General features: G+C 69.4%; 16 protein-coding genes and 1 pseudogene. 15 read left to right on the forward strand and 2 right to left on the reverse strand.

From position 1 onward, the window contains the following. The first annotated feature begins 89 nt into the window (after positions 1–89). From RKD23_RS00375 to RKD23_RS00445, 15 genes are all read left to right on the forward strand, one after another. A complete protein-coding gene (locus RKD23_RS00375) occupies positions 90–1,625 on the forward strand; it encodes a flavin-containing monooxygenase (RefSeq protein ID WP_424851683.1) in 1,536 nt (511 codons plus the stop codon). Next, positions 1,618–2,553 (forward strand): alpha/beta fold hydrolase, encoded by a 936-nt coding sequence (locus tag RKD23_RS00380; protein WP_424851684.1) that lies wholly within the window; start codon positions 1,618–1,620, stop codon positions 2,551–2,553. Before RKD23_RS00375 ends, RKD23_RS00380 begins: the two co-directional genes overlap by 8 nt. Beyond that, complete coding sequence (locus tag RKD23_RS00385) at positions 2,537–3,931, forward strand: flavin monoamine oxidase family protein (RefSeq protein ID WP_424851685.1); 1,395 nt, start codon at positions 2,537–2,539, stop codon at positions 3,929–3,931. Before RKD23_RS00380 ends, RKD23_RS00385 begins: the two co-directional genes overlap by 17 nt. Next, positions 3,928–4,632 (forward strand): transporter, encoded by a 705-nt coding sequence (locus tag RKD23_RS00390; protein WP_424851686.1) that lies wholly within the window; start codon positions 3,928–3,930, stop codon positions 4,630–4,632. Before RKD23_RS00385 ends, RKD23_RS00390 begins: the two co-directional genes overlap by 4 nt. Positions 4,633–4,658: 26 nt before the next feature. Further along, the gene (locus RKD23_RS00395; RefSeq protein WP_424851687.1) at positions 4,659–6,017 is read left to right on the forward strand and encodes an NAD-dependent succinate-semialdehyde dehydrogenase; all 1,359 of its coding nucleotides are present in this window, start codon (positions 4,659–4,661) and stop codon (positions 6,015–6,017) included. A 29-nt stretch (positions 6,018–6,046) separates the two neighbouring features. Continuing rightward, positions 6,047–7,162: a Zn-dependent alcohol dehydrogenase gene (locus RKD23_RS00400; RefSeq protein ID WP_424851688.1), complete on the forward strand. Its 1,116-nt coding sequence runs from the start codon at positions 6,047–6,049 to the stop codon at positions 7,160–7,162. Positions 7,163–7,179: 17 nt separating this feature from the next. Then, positions 7,180–8,436, forward strand: coding sequence for an aspartate aminotransferase family protein (locus tag RKD23_RS00405; protein WP_424851689.1), 1,257 nt, complete (start codon positions 7,180–7,182; stop codon positions 8,434–8,436). 101 nt (positions 8,437–8,537) lie between these two features. Then, complete coding sequence (locus RKD23_RS00410; RefSeq protein ID WP_424851690.1) at positions 8,538–10,094, forward strand: long-chain-fatty-acid--CoA ligase; 1,557 nt, start codon at positions 8,538–8,540, stop codon at positions 10,092–10,094. Positions 10,095–10,136: 42 nt separating this feature from the next. Further along, positions 10,137–11,816: a class I adenylate-forming enzyme family protein gene (locus tag RKD23_RS00415; protein ID WP_424851691.1), complete on the forward strand. Its 1,680-nt coding sequence runs from the start codon at positions 10,137–10,139 to the stop codon at positions 11,814–11,816. 3 nt (positions 11,817–11,819) lie between these two features. Next, positions 11,820–12,602 carry an SDR family oxidoreductase gene (locus tag RKD23_RS00420; protein WP_424851692.1) on the forward strand — a complete coding sequence of 261 codons (783 nt, stop codon included), beginning with the start codon at positions 11,820–11,822 and terminating at the stop codon, positions 12,600–12,602. Positions 12,603–12,631: 29 nt separating this feature from the next. Further along, entirely contained in the window at positions 12,632–13,870 is a 1,239-nt protein-coding gene (locus tag RKD23_RS00425; RefSeq protein WP_424851693.1) for an acyl-CoA dehydrogenase family protein, read from the forward strand. Continuing rightward, positions 13,870–14,970, forward strand: a complete 1,101-nt coding sequence (locus tag RKD23_RS00430) for a phosphotransferase family protein (protein WP_424851694.1) — start codon at positions 13,870–13,872, stop codon at positions 14,968–14,970. The genes RKD23_RS00425 and RKD23_RS00430 overlap by 1 nt, the downstream gene beginning before the upstream one ends. Before the next feature lie 255 nt (positions 14,971–15,225). Further along, positions 15,226–15,459, forward strand: a complete 234-nt coding sequence (locus RKD23_RS00435) for a hypothetical protein (protein ID WP_424851695.1) — start codon at positions 15,226–15,228, stop codon at positions 15,457–15,459. Next, entirely contained in the window at positions 15,456–17,108 is a 1,653-nt protein-coding gene (locus RKD23_RS00440; RefSeq protein WP_424851696.1) for a sodium:solute symporter family transporter, read from the forward strand. Before RKD23_RS00435 ends, RKD23_RS00440 begins: the two co-directional genes overlap by 4 nt. Positions 17,109–17,364: 256 nt before the next feature. Beyond that, positions 17,365–18,231 carry a phytanoyl-CoA dioxygenase family protein gene (locus tag RKD23_RS00445; protein ID WP_424851698.1) on the forward strand — a complete coding sequence of 289 codons (867 nt, stop codon included), beginning with the start codon at positions 17,365–17,367 and terminating at the stop codon, positions 18,229–18,231. 176 nt (positions 18,232–18,407) lie between these two features. Here RKD23_RS00445 and RKD23_RS00450 read toward each other — a convergent pair. Continuing rightward, positions 18,408–18,683, reverse strand: a pseudogene (locus tag RKD23_RS00450) (transposase); the annotation flags it as partial. Positions 18,684–19,309: 626 nt separating this feature from the next. Beyond that, entirely contained in the window at positions 19,310–19,663 is a 354-nt protein-coding gene (locus tag RKD23_RS00455; protein ID WP_424851699.1) for a transposase domain-containing protein, read from the reverse strand. Positions 19,664–19,682 lie beyond the last annotated feature (19 nt).

Here is a 19,682-nt window from a genome sequence, read left to right on the forward strand (position 1 = left end):
CGGGCGAAGCAGGTGCCCGCTGTCGTTCTCGCCGGCGGTCGTGGCTGGCGACAGTGAGGCAACCGCCACAGGAACAGCGAGGAAACGCCATGACAGCTGAGGTGTTGGACGCCGTCGAGGAGTTCGACGTGGTGATCGTCGGAGCAGGGATCTCCGGGATCGGCGCGGCCACCTATTTCAGCCGAGAGCTGCCCGACAAGTCGCTCGTCGTGCTGGAAGCGCGCGACAACATCGGGGGCACTTGGGACCTGTTCCGCTATCCCGGCATCCGCTCGGACTCCGACCTCCACACATTCGGTTACGAGTTCAAACCGTGGCGCCACGAAGCCGCGATCGCCGACGCTCCCCTCATCAAGGAGTACCTCCAGGAGACGGTCGGGGAGAACGGCCTGGAGCGCCTCATCAGGCTCCGCCACCGGGTCGTCCGGTCGGAATGGTCCTCAGCGGACTCGAGGTGGACCCTCACCGTCCAGACGACGGACCCCGCCACGGGAGAGACCCGAACCAAGACGATCCGCACGGGATGGGTCTTCGCCGCCACCGGCTACTACCGGTACGACGAGGGGTTCTCCCCGGAGTTCCCAGGGCGGGACGACTTCGAGGGCCAAATCGTTCATCCGCAGCACTGGCCGGAGGATCTCGACTACAGCGGGAAGAAGGTCGTCATCATCGGCAGCGGCGCGACCGCGATCACGCTGGTGCCGGCCATGGCCTCCGGGGCGGGCGCCGCACGGCACGTGACGATGCTGCAGCGCACCCCCACTTACATCATGGCGCTCCCCCGTGTCGACAAGATCGCCCTGGCGCTCACCAGGCTGCTCGGGGAAGAGCGCGGATACGCCGTGACGCGGTTCAAGAACATCTGGACCGAGCATGCCGTCGTGAAGGGGCTGCGGACCTTCCCCAAGGCCGGGCGAGCGCTGATCCGGCGCGAGAACATCAAGCGCCTCCCCAAGGGATTCGACGTCGACAAGCACTTCAACCCGCCGTACGACCCGTGGGACCAACGGCTGTGCCTGGCGCCGGACGGCGACTTCTTCGACGTGATCAAGGAGGGCAAGGCCTCCGTCGTCACCGACGCCGTCGCGAGGTTCAGCAAGCGCGGGATCGTCCTGGCGTCGGGCGAGGAGCTGGAAGCCGACGTCATCGTCACCGCGACGGGGCTGAACCTGCAGCTCTTCGACGGCATGCCCATCGTGGTCGACGGGCGCCGGGTCGACATCGCGGACGCCCTCTGTTACCGCGGCATGCTGCTGAGCGGGATCCCGAACTGGGCGATGGCGATCGGTTACACCACCTCGTCGTGGACGCTCAAGGTGAGCCTGATGTGTCGCTACTTCATCGACCTGGTCCGGCACATGGACGCCCGCGGATACGACACGGTGGTTCCGGTCGCGCCGTCGGGGACGCAGCGCAGGCCCGTCATGGACCTTCAGGCCGGGTACGCCAAGCGCGGCGAGAAGCTCCTGCCCAGGCAGGGCCCCGAGAAGCCCTGGCGGATGGCGATGTCCTACCCCGAGGACGCCAAGGCCCTCCGCGGCCCGGTGGCCGACGAGAACCTCGAGTTCGGCACCGGTCGGGCGGCCTCGTGGCGGCCCGGTGGGAGGCGAGCGACCCATGCCTGAGGCGAGCGGCGCCGAGAGCGTCGACCGGTACGCGACCCTGCCGTCCGGGATGAGGATCTGCTTCCGGGACTTCGGCGACAAGGCCGACCCGGCGATGCTGCTCATCGCCGGACTGGGCGAGGACCTCACCTTCTGGTCCGACTCGTTCGTCGGCTCACTCGTCACCCGCGGCTTCCGGGTCGTCGCGATCGACAACCGCGACTCCGGGCAGTCGACGTTCGTCGCCGCTCCCCCTCCCGGGCTGTGGCGTCAGCTCACCGGGCGTCCGCGCGGCGACGCCTACGCGTTGGCCGACATGGCCCAGGACGCCCTCGGCGTACTCGACCATCTCGGGATCTCGCGGGTCCACCTGGTGGGGCGTTCGATGGGCGGGATGATCGCGCAGACGATCGCGTCCACGGCGCCCGAGCGCGTTCTGTCGCTGACCTCCGTCTACTCGACCACCGGGTCGAAGAAGGTGGGGCAGCCGGCGCTTTCGACGATCCGGCTCCTCGCCGCCCCGCCGGCGCGGACCAGAACCGCGGCGGTCCGGGCCCACCTGCGGCTCACCCGGCACATCGCGGGCACGGGATATCCCATCGACGACGCGGCCGAGGCGGCCCTCGCAGCGCGCGGCTGGGACCGCAGCGCCGGCGATCCGGCCGCCGGCGTGGCGCGCCAGATCCAGGCGATCCAGCGCTCCGGCGACCGGACGGCCCAGCTGAACAGGATCACCGCCCCGACGCTGGTCATCAACGGCGACCGGGACCTGCTGGTCGACCCGAGCGGCGGCGAAGCGACCTTGAAGGCGATCCGCTCGGCCCAGCACGTGGTCATTCCGGGCATGGGCCATCACCTTCCCGAGGCCCTTGTCGACCCCGTCACGCAGTACATCTCGCAGCACGCGAACCGCGTAGGTGAAGGAGGAAGCCATGTCCGGATCTCATGAGCCCCGCTCCAGGAGCACCACGGTCGACGTCGTGGTCGTCGGTGCCGGCTTCGCCGGCCTGAGCGCTGCCGAACGACTGGTGAACACGGGGCGGTCCGTCCTGGTCGTGGAAGGCCGCGACCGGGTCGGAGGGCGCTCGCTCTCCGGCGAGGTGGCAGGCGTGAAGGTCGACCTCGGAGCGACGTGGGTGGCACGACGCCACACCGCCGTCCGGGACCTTGCGAGCCGAGTGGGGTGTACCACGACCGCCCAGTACAACCAGGGCCGCAACGTGCTGTGGATGGCAGGCCGGCGCCGCACCTACCGCGGCACCATCCCCAAAGTCTCACCCGCGGCCCTGGTGGACATGGCCCGCATGCAGACGGCGGTGAACAAGCTGGTCGCGACCATCGACGTGGACGCCGCGTGGGAGACGCCCGGGGCCGGCCGGCTCGACGCCATCTCGTTCGGCGAGTGGCTCGACCGGAAGAACGCGCTGCCCGGCACCCGTGCGCTGATGACCGTCATCAGCAAGGTGCAGTGGGGCTGCACCCCGGGAGACGTCTCCCTGCTGCACGCACTGCGCTACATCCGTTCGGCGGGCGGACTCGACCACATGCTGGACGTCGAGGGCGGCCAGCAGCAGGACCGGTTCGTCGAGACCACCCAGGAGATCGCCAAGCGGGTGGCGGAGCGGCTCGGCGACCGCGTGCGCCTGGAGACACCGGTGCGCCGCATCACGCAGGACGACACCGGCGTCACCGTCCACACCGACTCCGGCGAGATCCGCGCCCGGTACGCGATCGTCACGGCCTCGCCGGCGCATCGCGCCGCCATCACCTTCGAGCCCGCTATGTCCGAGCAGGGCGAAGGGCTCACGCGGACCTGGCGCATGGGCGTGCTGAGCAAGGCATTCGTGGCCTACGACAAGCCGTTCTGGCGGACCGACGGCTTCTCCGGTGAAGCGGTGACCGACACCGGAACCGTGTTCATCACCTTCGACGTGTCCCCCGCCCCCGGCGGACCGGGCGTCCTCATGGCCTTCTGCGACCCGCGCGTCTTCGACGGCTTCAGCCCCGAGACCCGACGCGACCGGGTCGTCCAGCAGCTCGCCGACCTCTACGGTCCCCAGGCCCGCTCCCCGATCGACTATGTGGACCACTGCTGGGGAGCGGAGCCGTTCGCCCCGGGCGGCCCCAACCCCGCCGTCGCCCCCTACGCGACGACGAGCCACGGCAAGGCGCTGTCCACACCCCACGGGCGCGTGCACTGGGCCGGTACCGAAACCGCCGGTGAATGGGCCGGCACCATGAACGGCGCGGTTCTGACGGGCCAGCGGACCGCCGAACGCGTCGCCGCCCTCCTGTCCCGTGACGTCCGCGAGGGGGCGTCGCGATGAGAGAAGCGCTGTTCCTGCTGGCCGACCTGTGGATGATCTTCGCCGGCTACTTCTACGGCTGGAAGTTCATCCGCCGGTACGGCAACTACCTCCTGGGCCTGGAGTGGATGGTCGTCGCGACGTCGGGCAGCAACTTCCTGCTCTGGTCGCTGTCCGGAGCCAAGAGCGACAGCGTCCTTTACGACCTGGCGTACTTCTTCGACGCGTTCTCCAGGTCGGTCGGCATCACGCTCATCCTGGTCATGGGCCTGATGAAGGTCACTCATCGCTACAAGCCGAGCGTCGGCGTCGATGTCGGCGTGTTCGGAGTCGCGATCGTGGCCGGCCTGTTCCTCCGGCAGTTCCACGGTGCGGATCTCCACACCGGAGGCATCGCGTTCTGGGTCGCCGCCTTCTACATCGTCGTCAATCTCCTCACGGCGGTCTTCCTCGGATACTTCGCCAAGCGGCTCTGGGACGCGGGCGCGAAGGGGCCTGCGATCTGGACGGGACTGGTCACGGCCGCCGCGACCACCATCGCGATCACGTACGACTTCTTCCCCCTGCCGTTCGACGACGCGAACCGCACGATCTTCTACACCGCCGCGCTGGCGACCTGGGGCACCCAGGGATTCGTCTACTTCCGCGCCTACCGCGCGCTGCACGACCACAACGCGGCCTCGGACGCGAACCCGGCCCGGGCAACCGGGGCCCCCGCATGAACCCGGAACACCGACAAGGAGTCAGTATGGCGAAGAAGCACGTGTATGCGGTGGTGGATCCCGCCAGCGGCAAGCTGGTCAAGGAGTACCCCACGGCGACGGACGAGGTCGTCGACGCGGCGCTCGACGCGGCGGCCGACGCCTACGCGCGCTGGTCGAGGCAGACTTCCGTGGAACAGCGCGCCCAGCTGTTGAACACCGTCGCCACCCTGCACAGCGAGCGCAGCGGGCACCTTGCCGAGATCATCCACCGGGAGATGGGCAAGCCGGTGGACGAGGCTGTCGCGGAGGTCGAGTTCAGCGCCTCGATCTACCGGTACTACGCCGAGAACGCGAAGACGTTCCTCACCGACGAACCGATCGAGCTTCTGGAGGGAGAGGGCTCCGCTTTCATCCGTCGCCAGCCGGTCGGCGTGCTGCTGGGGATCATGCCCTGGAACTACCCGTACTACCAGGTGGCTCGATTCGCCGCACCCAACCTCGCACTGGGCAACACCATTGTGCTCAAGCACGCGTCGCAGTGCCCGGAGTCGTCCGCGGCTCTCCAGCAGCTGTTCACGGACGCGGGCTATCCCCAGGGCTGCTACGTCAACGTCCACGCCACCAGCGAGCAGATCGCTCGCGCCATCGCGGACCCCCGCGTGCAGGGCGTCTCCTTCACCGGTTCGGAGCGGGCCGGCGCGGAGGTCGCCGAGAAGGCCGGGCGCAGCCTCAAGAAGGTGGTCCTCGAACTGGGCGGCTCGGACCCCTTCATCGTGCTGTCGACCGACGACCTCGACGCCACAGTCCAGGCGGCGGTCGAGGCTCGATTCGAGAACGCCGGTCAGGCGTGCAACGCCGGGAAGCGCTTCATCGTCGCCGAGGACATCTACGACGCCTTTCTCGACAAGTTCACCGAGAAGGTGCTCACCCTGACCGACGGCCTGGCGCCGCTCTCCTCGGTCGCCGCCGCCGAGTACGTCGAGGAACAGGTCGAGCGAGCCGTCGACGACGGGGCGACCTTCGTCGCCGCACGGCAGCGCGAAGGGGCGTACTTCCCGCCCGGCGTGCTGACGGGCCTCTCGCCGACGTCGCCGTCGGCCGCCGAGGAGCTCTTCGGTCCCGTCGCGACCGTCTACCGGGTCGGATCCGAGGACGAGGCCGTCGAGCTGGCGAACGGAACCCCGTACGGGCTGGGCTCCTACGTGTTCACGACGGACGCCGAGCAGGCGCTGCGCGTCGCCGACAGGATCGAGGCGGGCATGGTCTTCATCAACGGCGTCGGCCTCGAAGGCGCGGAACTGCCCTTCGGTGGGGTCAAGTTGTCCGGTTTCGGCCGTGAGCTGGGCCAGGCGGGAATCGACGAGTTCGCCAACAAGAAGCTCATCCGCACCGCTCGGACGTGATCGCCCCGGAGCACGGAAGGAAACCTTGCATGACCATCGAATTCGACGCCGCCGTCTTCAGGACGCCGAACGAACCGCTGACCATCGAGAGAGTGACGATCCCCTCGACGCCTCCGCCCGGCGAGGTGCTCGTGCGGCTCCAGGCGAGCGGAGTGTGCCACAGCGACCTCCACGTCCTCGTGGGCGAGTGGGAGGTTCCCTCACCGATGATCCTCGGCCATGAGGGAGCCGGGATCGTCGAGAGCGTCGGCGAAGGTGTCACGACACTGAAGAAGGGCGATCACGTCGTGCTGTCCTGGACGCCTTCCTGTCGCCGCTGCCGCTACTGCATCAGCGGCAGGCCCGTCCTCTGCGACATGGTCAGCCAGCACTCGGCGAACCACCTGTCGTTCGACGGCCGGTCCCGGATCACGTCCGCCGACGGGGGCGACGTGCTCAGCTTCGCGGGCCTCGGGACGTTCGGCCAGTACACCCTCGTGCCCGAATCAGGCGCCATCGCCATCCGGGACGACGCCCCGTTCCCGCAGTCGGCTCTGGTCGGATGCGCCGTGACGACCGGCGTCGGCGCGGCCGTCAACACCGCCAAGGTGCGGCCGAGCGACACCGTGCTGGTCCTCGGCTGCGGCGGCGTCGGCCTGAACGCGATCCAGGGTGCCCGGCTCGCCGGCGCGCGGAAGATCATCGCCGCGGACATCTCCGACGAGAAGCTGGAGCAGGCGCGCCTCTTCGGTGCGACCGACCTGATCAACAACGGCCGCGAGGACTTCGCGGACCGGGTGCGACAGCTCACCGACGGACGCGGTGTGGAGATCGCCATCGAAGCCATCGGGCTGCCCCGCACCATCGAGTCGGCCTACGAGGCCCTGGCCCGCGGTGGCACGGCGGTGGTCGCCGGGCAGGTGGCGGACGGCATGCGGATATCCATCGATCCCTTCGTCATGTCCGATCAGGAGCTCTCGCTCATCGGCTCGAACTACGGCTCCAGTAAGCCGGCCGCCGACTTCCCGCTGCTGATCGACCACTACATGAACGACCGCATCGATCTCGACTCCCTGGTGACGAGCGTGATCGATCTGAAGGACGTCAACGAGGCGTTCGACCAGATGAAGCGCGGCATCGGCATCCGCTCGGTGATCACGTACTGAAAGGCAGGGGCGATCTCATGGCCCTGGAATCATCACGCTCGGCCTTCGAGCGAGCCCGCCGCAGCGTCGGCGGGGGTGTGGGGTCGGGCCTGCGCGCCGCGATGCCTCCCCATCCGCTCTTCGTGCGCGAGGCGCGGGGCGCGCACGTCTGGGACCTGGACGGCGACCGGTATATCGACTACGTGATGGCCTGGGGCCCCCTCGTCCTCGGTCACGGCGACCCACGCGTGCTGTCCGCGGTGTCCGAGGTCGCGCAGAAGATGCAGGTCGTCGGCACCGGTCACGCGCTGGAGTATCTCGCGGCGGAAGCGGTCCTCGATGCCGTGCCGCACGGCGAGCGACTGCTGTGGAGCAACACGGGGACCGAAGCGGTGCAGGTGGCGCTGCGCCTCGCGCGCGCCGCCACGGGGCGGCGCCGCGTCCTCAAGTTCGCCAAGAGCTACCACGGCTGGCATGACACCGTGTACGCCGGGATGTCCGAGGACGACTGCGACCGCCCCGCCACCCCGGGCGGGCCGGGGCAGTCGGCCAGCGTCCTGGACGACCTGGTCGTGGCGCGTTTCAACGACGTACAGCTGGTCGAGCGCCTGCTGGGCGAGGCCGTCGAGCGCGACATTGCGGCCGTGCTCGTCGACCCCGTGATGAGCAACGCCGGCGTCGAAGCACCCTCACCGCGGTTCCTGTCGACGCTGCGGACCCTCTGCGACCGGCACGGCGTCGTCCTCGTCTTCGACGAGGTGATCGCCGGATTCCGGATCGCACGGGGAGGTGCGGCCGAGAAGTACGGCGTGCTGCCCGACCTGTCCGTCTTCGGGAAGGCGATGGCCGGCGGCTTCACCCAGAGCGCAGTCGTCGGCCGGGCCGAGCTGGTCGACCAGGTGACGTCCGGTGTCGTCCACGCCGGAACCTTCAACGCCAACCCGATCGCACTGGCGGCCGTCGCGGCGACGATGCGCGTCCTGGCCGACCCCGCGGTCTACGAGCAACTCGAACGGACTTCGTCCGAGTTCGAAGCCCTCGTCGGCGCCGTTCTCGGTTCATCGCCCGACTTCGGCAGCTTCAACCGGGTCGGCTCGCTCCTCCAGTACGTCCCCGCCGGGGGCGCCACAGGGCTTCACGGAACGAGCGGGCTCTGGGCGGTGATCCTCGAAGGGATGCTGCGTCAGGGCTTCCTGTTCATGCCGTCCGGAAAGGTCTTCCTCAGCACGGCCCACACCACCGCCGACATCGAGGCGACGGCCGAAGCCCTCGACCGGCTCCTGCGGAAGTTGTGACACCCGCATCGAGCCACGCGTTACCCCCACCCGCTCCGAGCCAGGCCGCGTGTTCTGTTCCTCCGCGGCCTGGCCCGGTCCACCTTTCCGGAAATGGCACCATGCTGAACCTCTCGGTCCTGCTCGAGGACTCCGCCCGCACGCACCCGGACCGGGACGCGGTCGTCCTCGGCACGACGCGTCTCACCTACGCCCAGATCGACGCCGCCGCCAACCGGGTCGCCAACCTCCTGGTCGACCGAGGCGTCTGGCCCGGCGACAAGGTCGCGCTCAGTTGTCCGAACGTGCCCTGGTTCCCGATCGTCTACTACGGGATCCTCAAGGCCGGCGCCGTCGTCGTCCCGCTCAACGTCCTGCTCAAGGGCCGGGAGGTCGCCTACCACCTCGCCGACTCGGAGGCGAAGGCGTACTTCTGCTTCGAGGGCGGCGAGGGCCTGCCGATGGGTGCGGAGGGCCACGCCGGGTTCACCGAGACCCCGGGCTGCGAGCACTTCTTCCTCATCACCGCCGACCCCGCGGCGGAAAGCCCGATCGAGGGCGTCGAGACCATGAGCGCCGCGCTGCGGGGCACCGCGACGACGTTCGACAGCATAGGGACGTCGGGTGACGACCCGGCCGTGCTCCTCTACACGAGTGGTACGACAGGGCAGGCGAAGGGTGCCGAACTCAGCCACGCCAACCTGGTGCTCAACGCCCTCGCGTGCAACCGGCTGTTGGAGAACCGGCCGGCCCTGGACACCCATCTGGTCGTGCTGCCGCTGTTCCACTCCTTCGGCGCGACCGTGCAGATGAACGCCGGCTTCTCGACGGCAAGCACACTCGTGCTGCTGCCACGGTTCGACGCCCGGCAGGCGGTGTCCCTGATGCAGCAGCAGGACATCACCTTCTTCGCGGGCGTCCCCACCATGTGGTGGGGCCTGTTGCAGGCGCTCACCGACGACGTCGACGTCGCGAGGATCGCGAGGAACCTGCGCGTCGGCGTCTCCGGCGGCGCCTCGCTCCCCGCAGAGCTCATCAAGCAGGTCAGGGAGCGGCTGGGCGTCCAGGTCCTGGAGGGCTACGGCCTCTCCGAGACCTCGCCGGTGGTGACCTTCAGCGATCCGGCGCGCGAGCCCCGGCCCGGGTCGATCGGCGTGCCGATCTGGGGCGTCGAGGTCAAGCTCGTCGACTCGGACTGGTCGGAGGTCGAGGACGACGGCACGGGCAGCGCCATCGGGGAGATCGCGGTCAAGGGCCACAACGTCATGAAGGGGTACCACGGCCGCCCCGAGGCCACCGCGGAAGCCATCAGGGACGGTTGGTTCCGCACCGGCGACCTGGCCCGCAGGGACAAGGACGGCTTCTACTACATCGTCGACCGGGCGAAGGACCTGATCATCCGCGGTGGCTTCAACGTGTACCCGCGCGAGATCGAGGAGGTCCTGATGACGCACCCGGCGGTCAGCCTGGCCGCGGTCGTCGGCGTGCCGCACGAGAGCCACGGCGAGGAGATCAAGGCGTTCGTCATCCTCGACCGCGGCGCCGAGGCCCGTCCCGACGAGCTGATCGCCTGGGGCAAGGAGCAGATGGCCGCCTACAAGTACCCGCGCATCGTGGAGGTCGTGCAGACCCTGCCGATGACGTCCACCGGAAAGATCCTCAAGCGCGAACTCACGTGACCGGCATGCCGAGCGCACGGACATGGGTGGGAAGGACGGCAGATGACAGTGAATGAAGGTCGGCGGCGGGATGCGTTCCTCGACGGGTCCGGTGCGGGGCCGGACGCGGTTCCCGACTCGCTCGTGGCGGCCTGGAAGGCACGCGTGGCGAAGAACCCGGAGGGCATGGCGCTCCGCTTCTTCGACGGTGCTCTGTCCGCACGGGAGGTGGACGCGGCGTCGGACGCCCTGGCCGCCGCGTTCGAGGCCCGCGGAACCGGCCGGGGTGATCGCGTCGGGGTGTACCTGCAGAACGTTCCGCAGTACGCGCTGGTGCTGCTGGCTCTCTGGAAGCTGGGGGCCACGGCACTGGGACTCAACCCGATGTACCGGCGCCACGAACTCCGCCGGATCCTCGACGACTCCGGGGCGGTCGGGGTCGTCTGCGCGGACGCGGACGTCCACGAGACGCTCGGCACGCTGGCGGGGAGCACGGTGCGATGGCTGATCAGCACATCGGCGCTGGACTACCAGTCGAGGAACGATCCGCGGGTCTTCGCGACGACGCAACGTCTGGCCCCCGCGCCGGACGGCGACCTAGTGGCGCTGATCGGTGAGTTCGAGGGCCGCAGCCCCTCACCCGTGGAGCCGACCCGCGACGACGTCGCGTTCCTGACGTACACCTCGGGGACGACGGGCCCGCCGAAGGGCGCCATGAACACCCACGGCAACGTCCTGAGCGTGGTGGGGACCTGCGCGTCGTGGATGGGTGTGGGTGACGGGGACGTCGTCTTCGCCATGGCCCCGCTGTTCCACATCACCGGCGCGGTGGTCAACGCGACGATCTCCCTGCTCACCGACACCACGCTCGTCCTGGCGGGCCGGTTCCACCCCGAGGTCACCCTGGAGGCCTTCGCCGAGCACGGGGTGACCTACACGATCGGCTCCATCACCGCGTACAACGCGATCTTCCAGCTGCCGCAGGCCGGACCGGAGCACTTCGCGACGGCGAAGGCGCTGTACTCCGGGGGCGCGCCGATCCCGCCGACGACCGTCGAGCGGTTCCGGGAACGGTTCGGCGTCTACCTCCACAACGGCTACGGGATGACCGAGACGACGTCCGCCGTCATCGCCGTGCCGCCGGGTGAGCGGGCACCGGTGCACCTGCCGAGCGGGACGCTGTCCGTCGGCAAGCCGCTGCCGCATCTCACCGCCCGCGTCGTCGACCCGCACGGTGATCCCTTGCCGAGCGGGGAGCAGGGCGAACTCGAACTGAGCGGGCCGCAGGTGGTGCCCGGGTACTGGGGCAAGCCCGAGGCCACCCGCCGGACGATGCCGGAGGGCCGGCTGCGTACCGGCGACGTCGCGGTGATCGACAAGGAGGGCTGGGTCTACCTGGTGGACCGGCTCAAGGACCAGATCAACGTGTCCGGGTACAAGGTCTGGCCGCGCGAGGTCGAGGACGCGCTGTACGAGCATCCGTCGGTCCTGGAGGCCGCGGTCGTCGGGCAGCCGGACGCGTACCGCGGCGAGACCGTCGTCGCGTACGTCTCGCTCAAGGCGGGTCTGAACGCCACGGCGGAAGAACTGATCGCCTTCTCCCGCGACCGGCTGGCCGCCTACAAGTGCCCCCGCACGATCCATTTCCTCGCCGACCTGCCCAAGACCCAGAGCGGCAAGATCCGGCGCGCCGAGCTCCGCGGCCTCGACAGCCCGAAGCCGGTTTCCCCCTCGAAGGACTGATCCATGAGCGAGAACCACACCGGCCACGGCCGTTTCCCAGGCCGTGTTGCCGTCGTGACAGGAGCGAGCCGGGGCATCGGCCTCGCGATCGCCGAGCGGCTCGTCGCCGAAGGGGCGCGCGTGTGCATCACGGCGCGCAAGGCCGGACCTCTTGAAGAGGCCGCCGCCTCTCTCCCCCAGGGCAGCGTCATCACCGTCGCAGGCAAGGCGGACGACCCCGAGCACCGGCGCGAGGTCTTCGACACCGTTGCACGCGAGTTCGGCGGGCTGGACGTCCTGGTCAACAACGCGGGCATCAACCCGGCGTACGGTCCCGTCGTCGGCCTGGACCTCGACCTCGCCCGCAAGGTCCTTGAGGTCAACGTCCTCGCCACCCTCGCCTGGGTGCAGGACGCCGTGGCCCACCCGAAGCTCGGTTTCACCGAACGCCGCGGCACCGTCGTGAACCTCTCCTCCGTCACCGGCGACACCCCCGCGCCCGGCATCGGCCTGTACGGAGTGAGCAAGGCGGCGGTGTCCCACCTGACCAGGACCCTGGCCGTCGAGCTCGGCCCGGAGATCCGCGTCAACGCCGTAGCCCCGGCCGTGGTGAAGACACGGTTCGCCGAGGCCCTGTACGAGGGCAGGGAAGCCGAGGTGGCCGACGGCTACCCCTTGCGACGCCTGGGCGTGCCGTCCGACATCGCCTCCGCCGTCGCGTTCCTGGCCTCGGAGGACTCCTCCTGGGTCACCGGCCGCGTGCTCACCGTCGACGGCGGCCTCACGGTCGCCGGCGGCACCGCGTAACGACCTCGCCCACCTCACGAAGGACAGCCATGACCATCCCTCACCTTCCGCCGGAGATCGCGGAGCTGCGTGAGCGCACCCGCCGGTTCATCCGCGAGGTCGTCGTCGACGCGGAGCCCGTACCGGGCGGACGTCTCGACCAGGCCACTCGCGACCGGCTGCAGGCCGCGGCGAAGGAGGCCGGCGTCTTCGCGCCGCTCGTGCCGAAGGAGCACGGCGGGCAGGGTCTGCACATCGAGCACTGGTCGCCGGTCCTCCAGGAGGCCGGCTACTCGCCGATCGGTCCCGCCGCACTCAACTGCATGGCCCCCGACGAGGGGAACATGCACATGCTCAACCTCATCGCCACCGAGGAGCAGAAGAAGCGGTATCTCGCGCCTCTGGCGGCGGGGAACGTACGGTCCTGCTTCGGCATGACCGAGCCCCACCCCGGGGCGGGATCAGACCCCGCCGCTCTGCGGACCACCGCCGTACGCGCCGACGGCGGCTGGATCATCGACGGCCACAAGCGCTTCACCAGCGGCGCCGTCGGCGCCGCGTTCTGCATCGTCATGGCGCGGACCCCGGCCGTGGACGGCGCGCCCGAGGGGGCCACCATGTTCCTGGTCGACATGGACAACCCCGGCATCCGGGTCGGCGAGCCGATCCACACCGTCGACCGCGCCATCGACGGCGGCCACCCCCACCTGTACGTCGAGGGCTGCTTCGTCCCCGACGAGGCAGTGCTCGGTGAGGTCGGGCTCGGTTTCCGGTACGCCCAGGTGCGGCTCGGTCCCGCACGCCTCACCCACTGCATGCGGTGGCTGGGGCTCGCACGGCGGTCGCTCGACATCGCGCTCGACCGGGCCGGGCGGCGGGAGCTGTTCGGCGGTCCGCTCGACTCGCTCGGCCTGGCCCAGCACCTGATCGCCGAGTCCGTGATCGACATCGAGACGTCCGACGCGATCATCACCAAGACCGCGGCTCTGCTGCACACCGACCCCAAGGCGGGGTCCGCGATGTCGTCGATCGCGAAGGTCCACTGCTCCGAGGCGATCCACCGGGTGATCGACCGTGCCATCCAGATCTGCGGCGGCGACGGCGTCTCCGACGGACTCCCGCTGGCCCAGTACCTGAACGAGGTCCGCCCGTTCCGCATCTACGACGGCTCCAACGAGACCCACCGGTGGGCCATCGCCCGCCGGGCCTCGGCCGGCCGCCGCACAGCGGTCCAGGCCGGTGAGCGATACCTGGGCGACGCCGTCGTCGGCCGGGACGGGGCCGCGTGATGCACACCGACCCCGATGGCGTGGAAGTCGTGGCGAGTTGGGAGAGGGCCCGCCACCTCGAAAACCCTCCGCTCCTGGTCCTCGACGCGGTCACCGACTTCCTCGACGCACATGGCATCGGCAACGGACCGGTCGCGTGGCAACGCATCGGTGATGGCCACTCCAACGTCACCTACCTGATCGAACGCGGCGGTGAGTCCGTCGTCCTGCGTCGCGGCCCGCGCCCACCGCTGCCGAAGTCGACGCACGACATGGTGCGGGAGGCCCGCATCCAGAGGATCCTCGGCGAGCACGGCGTACCCGTACCGGAGATCATCGCCGTCTGCGAGGACGAAGCCCTCCTCGGCGTGCCGTTCTACCTCATGGGCCGGCTCGACGGGACGGTCGTCACCGACACGATCCCGCCCCACCTCTTCCCCTCCGACCAGCGCCGGGCCACCAGCGAGGCGGTCGTCGACGCCCTCGTCGCCCTGCACGGCATCGACGTGACCGGAGGGGAACTCGCCTCCCTGGGCCACCCCGAGGGGTATCTGCGGCGTCAGGTCGACCGGTTCCGTGGCCTGTGGGAGGTCAACACCACCCGCAACCTGCCCTCGGTGGAGCGCATCGGGGCCTGGCTCGCCCGCAACCTGCCGACGAGCCAGGCCGCCTCGGTGGTGCACGGCGACTACCGCATGGGCAACCTCATGTTCGCGCCCCAGGCACCCGCCCGGGTCCTCGCGATCCTGGACTGGGAGATGGCCACGCTCGGCGACCCGCTCGCAGACCTGGGGTACCTCACCGCCACCTGGTCCGAGGCAGGCCGCCCCACCAGCCCGCTCGAACTCACCAAGGTGACCCGGTCGCCCGGCTACCTCACCCAGCGCCAGCTGGCAGAGCGCTACCAGCGCCGCACGGGCCTCGATCTGACCCCGCTCCCTTGGTACCAGACCCTCGCCCTGTGGAAGGCGGCGATCTTCTGCGAGGCCATCTACACCCGCTGGCAGCGTGGTGAGCGTCCCCACGACACGGCCTTCGGCCCATCGCTCGAAACGGGAGTCCCCCGTCTGCTTGAGCAGGCAGGGCGATTCGCCGGCCTGACAGCGGTCACGCGCCGCTGACCCGACGCCTCCCGGTACTGGGCTCCTCACCAACCTCGCTGCGGCCCGGGCCGGGAGGCCGCGCCACCGCCGAGCCCCCACGGTCGCAGCATGCACTTCCGACCGGTACGGAGCACGGCCGCCCGACTGCCATCGCTCGTCCTCAACGGCTGCGACCGTCCCCCGCGACCCCTCGCGCCGTGTCCGTCTTCCTTTTCCTCAGAGAGAGGTTCCGTGCCTCCCGCTTCCTCCCAGCATTCCTCCCGTGACACACGGGTGCTGGTCACTGTCAACGCGCTGCCGCTCGCCGTCGGTGTCCTGCTCTCCTGCTCCACGACCCTAGGAGAGGTCTCCGTGTACGGACGTCTCACCCTCGGCATGGCGTGGGCGCTCACGCAGCTCGTCGTCCTCGTCGGCGGAACGTGGTGGTACGAGAACCGGGCCGCGTCCTCGTGCGAACCGGCCTCGGCGACGACCACTGCCTCTCGATCGAACGGGGGCACGTGGTGACGTTCTCCCTCCTGAGCGTCGGCTCGCCCGACCTCATCGGCTCCACCGCGCGGGGCGCGGTCATCACCACGTTCCTCGTCTTCATCGGCCTGTGCCTCCTGTGGGTCTTCACTCTCGCCACTCAGGACGACGACCCGGAACGCCTCTACGTCGCCGACCGGTCTCTCCCGCCCGTCTTCAACGGCGTCGCGATGGCGGGAGAACAGATCACGGTCGTCCTTCTGGTCTCACTGCCGGGAGCGATCGCCCTCTTCGGCTACGACGGAGTCTCAACCGCCGTCGACAGTGCCCTCGCGCTCGGCGTCTTCCTGCTCCTCGCCTCCAGGATTCGCGCGACCCGCCGCTACACCTTGGGCGAGCTGTTCTCTCTGCGTGCCGAGGGGCCGGGAACGCGGATCGCCGGTGCGGTGGTGACGCTGTGCATCGCCGTACCCCTGCTCATGGTTCAACTGCGTGCCGGCGGCATCACCGCCGCTCTTCTGATCGGCATGCCGACCGAGGCGGCGCAGGTGGTGTGCACGGTGCTGATGGGGTTCCTCATCACGTGCTTCGCAGGAGTGGCCGATCTGCGCGGCACCAGTTTCGTGCAGGTCGCCAAGGTGCCCGTAGCCCTGGCGACGCTCGCCGCAGTGACGCTGATGGCGCTCCGCCTGTTCGACTGGAGCCCTGAAGCTCTGCTGTCGGCCGCCATGGACAAGAGCATGTCGCCGGATGACTACCTCAGCCCCGGGCTGTGGGCGCACACCGCCGATCTCGGTCCGCTCGGGACGATCAGCGACCACATCGTGGTCATCCTCGGCACCGCGATGATGCCCCACCTGCTCCTGCGCGTCAGCGCCAGCCGGGATGTGCCCGCCGCTCGGCGCTCACTGAGCGTCGCCGTAGGGCTGACCGGCCTCTTCTACCTGCTCCTGATCACGACCGGCTTCGCCGCGGCCGCGGTGGTGGGCAGCGAACAGATCGGGGCGGTCGATGCGAAGGGACAGGGAGCCCCGATCCTCCTGGCATCGGAGGTCCTCCCCCACCACTCCGCCGGCCGGGTCGTGCTCATCACCCTTGTGGCCTGCGTCGCCTTCCTGGCCGTCCTCACAGCCGTGGCGAGCGTGACCTTCGCCGCCGCCGTCTCCGTGACCCGCGACCTGCTCGGGCGGAAGGGCCGTACCCGCATCGGGATCGGAGAGCCGGCAGTCCTGCGGCTGTCCGTCGTCGCGCTCTGCGCCGTGAGCCTTCTCCTCACCACCGCCGTACACCGCTACCCCATCGAGTTCCTCCTCGCCTTCTCGCTGAGCCTCGCGGCCACATGCGTGTTCCCCGCGCTCGTCTACTCCTTCCTCTGGACCGGCTTCGACCGCCAAGGGCTGCTGTGGCTCGTCTACGGAGGGCTGTCCCTTTGTACCCTCTTGACCCTCGCCTCCCCCGCCGTGTCCGGAACGGGATACGCGCTGCTGCCGGAGCAGGACTTCAACCTGTTCCCGCTCCACACCCCCGGGCTGGTCTCCGTCCCGGCGGCCTTCCTCCTCGGATGGCTCGGCAGCGCGCGTCCGTGGGAGAGAACCACACACCACCGGCACACGGCGACGGGACCCACTCCTGCCCGTAGCGCCCCTGGAGCTCGCATCGACTCCGGCAAGGACGCCGTGAGCGGATAGCTCCGCCGTGCCCGCGACCGGACTGTGCATCGTGCACCGGGCCCGGGCGAAGCAGGTGCCCGCTGTCGTTCTCGCCGGCGGTCCTGGCTGGCGACAGTGAGACAACCACCACAAGAACAACGAGGAAACGCCATGTCCACCGAACCACCCACCTGACCGTCGCGAGGACGACGCGCTGGAGACCCCAGGGGACGGAACGCCCGCGGCTGATCGAGGGGTCGATCAACCGCGATTCAGATCGAGGAAGAGGACGCACATGACGACACAGAACAAGGCCCAGGCCCTGACGGCCGTGGCGAACGACACGCCGGCGGAGGAGATCCTCAAGACAGTGACCCGTGACGGTGGCGTCATCATCAAGGGCTTCCTGACGCAGGAACAGATCGTCCGCTTCAACGCCGAGATCGAGCAGCCGCTGCGGGCGATCGCCCCGGGGTCCACCCATGAGGACGAAATCGTGGCCGCGTTCCACGGCAGCAACACCAAGCGCCTCACGAACCTGGTGACGCACAGCGCCACCTTCCGCAGCGAGGTCATCGACCATCCCTTGGTCCACGAGATCAGCGACCTGGTCTTTCTCCAGGAGTCGGGCACGTACTGGATGACCACCGCACAGGTGATCGAGATCGGCCCCGGCAACAAGGCGCAGATGCTCCACCGTGACCTGGAGAACTGGTTCCCGTTCATCGGCATGGGCCCCGGCGGACCGGAAGTCACCATCAACTTCCTGGTCGCCCTGACCGACTTCACGGAGGAGAACGGCGCCACCCGCGTCATCCCCGGAAGCAACCACTGGAGCGACTTCGAGGACCGCGGGACCCCCGAGCAGACCATCCCCGCCGTCATGAACGCCGGAGACGCCCTTCTCATCAGCGGCAAGACCGCGCACGGCGGCGGAGCGAACCAGACCGGCGACGAGTACCGGCGGGGCCTCGCCTTCACGTTCAACGCGGGCTTCCTCACCGGCGAGGAGGCGTACCCCTTCCTGGTCGACAGGGAGCTCGCCAAGACGCTCTCGCCGCGAGTCCAGCGCATGCTCGGCTTCCGTTCCCAGTACCCCACGGGCTCTCCCGGCCTGTGGCAGGTCGACTACGCCGATCTGGGCGACTACCTCGGCCTCTGAGACCCGGGCCGATCAGAAGCTGCCGCAGCTGTCCGAGGAGCGCGCGTCATAGCCTTCCCGTACATACGCAGTATGGCAACCGGCGTCGATGCGTTCCTCGGTCAGCTGGCCCGCCCTATCGTCCGCCGCATCGATCTCGGTGAGGTGCAGCTCAGGGTCCTACTACTACGGTGCACCGCGGTCACCCAGGCGAACGGGACGCGGGCGTCGATCGCGCGCTGCAACAACATCCATTTGAAGTCCTCGTTCTTCGTCGCGAACGGCGCCTTGTCCCCGATGCCGGCGGTTCGGCAGCGTTCCCGGTCATCGGTCCAGGGCACGGGCAGACAGAGCTCGCGGTCGATCAACGCGGGCCCCTTGGAGGAGGCGTAGGACAAGAACGTGCCGATCTGGCAGTTCTCGGTGCGGCCGGCGGTACCGCTGTATTGGCGTTCGACACCGGCCGACTGGCGGGCGGGGTGGGGGCCGTCGGCGTCGTGGTTCTTCTTGACGGGCGGGGGCTGCACGATGGAGTGGTACGTCTCGCGGGAGAGCGCGACCAGCTCGGCGGCCGGGTACTGCTCGGGATCCAGCAGTGTCGTGCCCAGATAGGCGACCTTGTCGTCCTTGGCGAAGGTGATAACCCTGTAGATCACGTGCTTGGGCAGCGTTCGGCCCTCTCGCGCCGCTGGGAGCCGGACATCCTTTCCCGGTCGCGCCATCGATAAGTATGAGCCGTCCCGAAGTTCTTCCTGGGCGGTGCCGAGGTGGTGGGACTGGAGCCTGACCAGCAAATCCGCGCCCGCCGCGGTGAAGGCGTGAGCGAACTCGACCGACCAGAAGCCGCGGTCGGCGATGACCAGGTCTCCGGTGCCGGTGGAGCCGGCCAGCGGGTAGGCGAGGCTGCGTTCGCCGTTGCGGTAGCCGCCCATGCGGGCGTTGAGGACTCCGTGCGTTCCGATCTCGGCCAGCCTACCGACCTGACCTGGGGGAGGACGCCGCCGCTGGTGGAGGGGCCGTCAAAGGTGTCGCCGTTGCTCGTCGAATCTGGAAGATCGAACTGGGTGTCGTCCAGGGCGAGGAGCCGCAGCCCTCGCCATCACGCGCCCGGTGTGTCCGGAGTGGCGAGCGGACCGGCCACCTGCCGGAACACGGTCTCCAGCACGTCCTCCCCGAGCCGGGTGCGAGCCCGACACAGCGACGACCGGTTCACCCGAGAGAGGGACCGACTGCCCGGGATGCCGCTGGTCAGCACCCGCAGCACCTCCTCGTACGACTCCCGCACGAACAGACACAGGGCCAGGACGAAGTACACGACCAGCCGAGCCGGCAGGAGGCGACGGCGCCGCTCGGCTCGGTCATGCTTGGCTATCGCTGCGTCGACCAGCTCGGCGGTGAACACCTTCGTCAGGATCCCGATCCGCACCCGCTGGCCCGCGTCCCACCCCGTCACACGCGGGGCAACGATCTCG

This window comes from Streptomyces sp. SAI-170 (assembly GCF_049739565.1).
GTDB lineage: Bacteria > Actinomycetota > Actinomycetes > Streptomycetales > Streptomycetaceae > Streptomyces.

Bases quoted from the DNA above. Each gene is read 5' to 3' on its own strand.
- RKD23_RS00375 (WP_424851683.1), top strand. From the start codon at position 90: ATGACAGCTGAGGTGTTGGACGCCGTCGAGGAGTTCGACGTGGTGATC.
- RKD23_RS00380 (WP_424851684.1), top strand. From the start codon at position 1,618: ATGCCTGAGGCGAGCGGCGCCGAGAGCGTCGACCGGTACGCGACCCTG.
- RKD23_RS00385 (WP_424851685.1), top strand. From the start codon at position 2,537: ATGTCCGGATCTCATGAGCCCCGCTCCAGGAGCACCACGGTCGACGTC.
- RKD23_RS00390 (WP_424851686.1), top strand. From the start codon at position 3,928: ATGAGAGAAGCGCTGTTCCTGCTGGCCGACCTGTGGATGATCTTCGCC.
- RKD23_RS00395 (WP_424851687.1), top strand. From the start codon at position 4,659: ATGGCGAAGAAGCACGTGTATGCGGTGGTGGATCCCGCCAGCGGCAAG.
- RKD23_RS00400 (WP_424851688.1), top strand. From the start codon at position 6,047: ATGACCATCGAATTCGACGCCGCCGTCTTCAGGACGCCGAACGAACCG.
- RKD23_RS00405 (WP_424851689.1), top strand. From the start codon at position 7,180: ATGGCCCTGGAATCATCACGCTCGGCCTTCGAGCGAGCCCGCCGCAGC.
- RKD23_RS00410 (WP_424851690.1), top strand. From the start codon at position 8,538: ATGCTGAACCTCTCGGTCCTGCTCGAGGACTCCGCCCGCACGCACCCG.
- RKD23_RS00415 (WP_424851691.1), top strand. From the start codon at position 10,137: ATGACAGTGAATGAAGGTCGGCGGCGGGATGCGTTCCTCGACGGGTCC.
- RKD23_RS00420 (WP_424851692.1), top strand. From the start codon at position 11,820: ATGAGCGAGAACCACACCGGCCACGGCCGTTTCCCAGGCCGTGTTGCC.
- RKD23_RS00425 (WP_424851693.1), top strand. From the start codon at position 12,632: ATGACCATCCCTCACCTTCCGCCGGAGATCGCGGAGCTGCGTGAGCGC.
- RKD23_RS00430 (WP_424851694.1), top strand. From the start codon at position 13,870: ATGCACACCGACCCCGATGGCGTGGAAGTCGTGGCGAGTTGGGAGAGG.
- RKD23_RS00445 (WP_424851698.1), top strand. From the start codon at position 17,365: ATGACGACACAGAACAAGGCCCAGGCCCTGACGGCCGTGGCGAACGAC.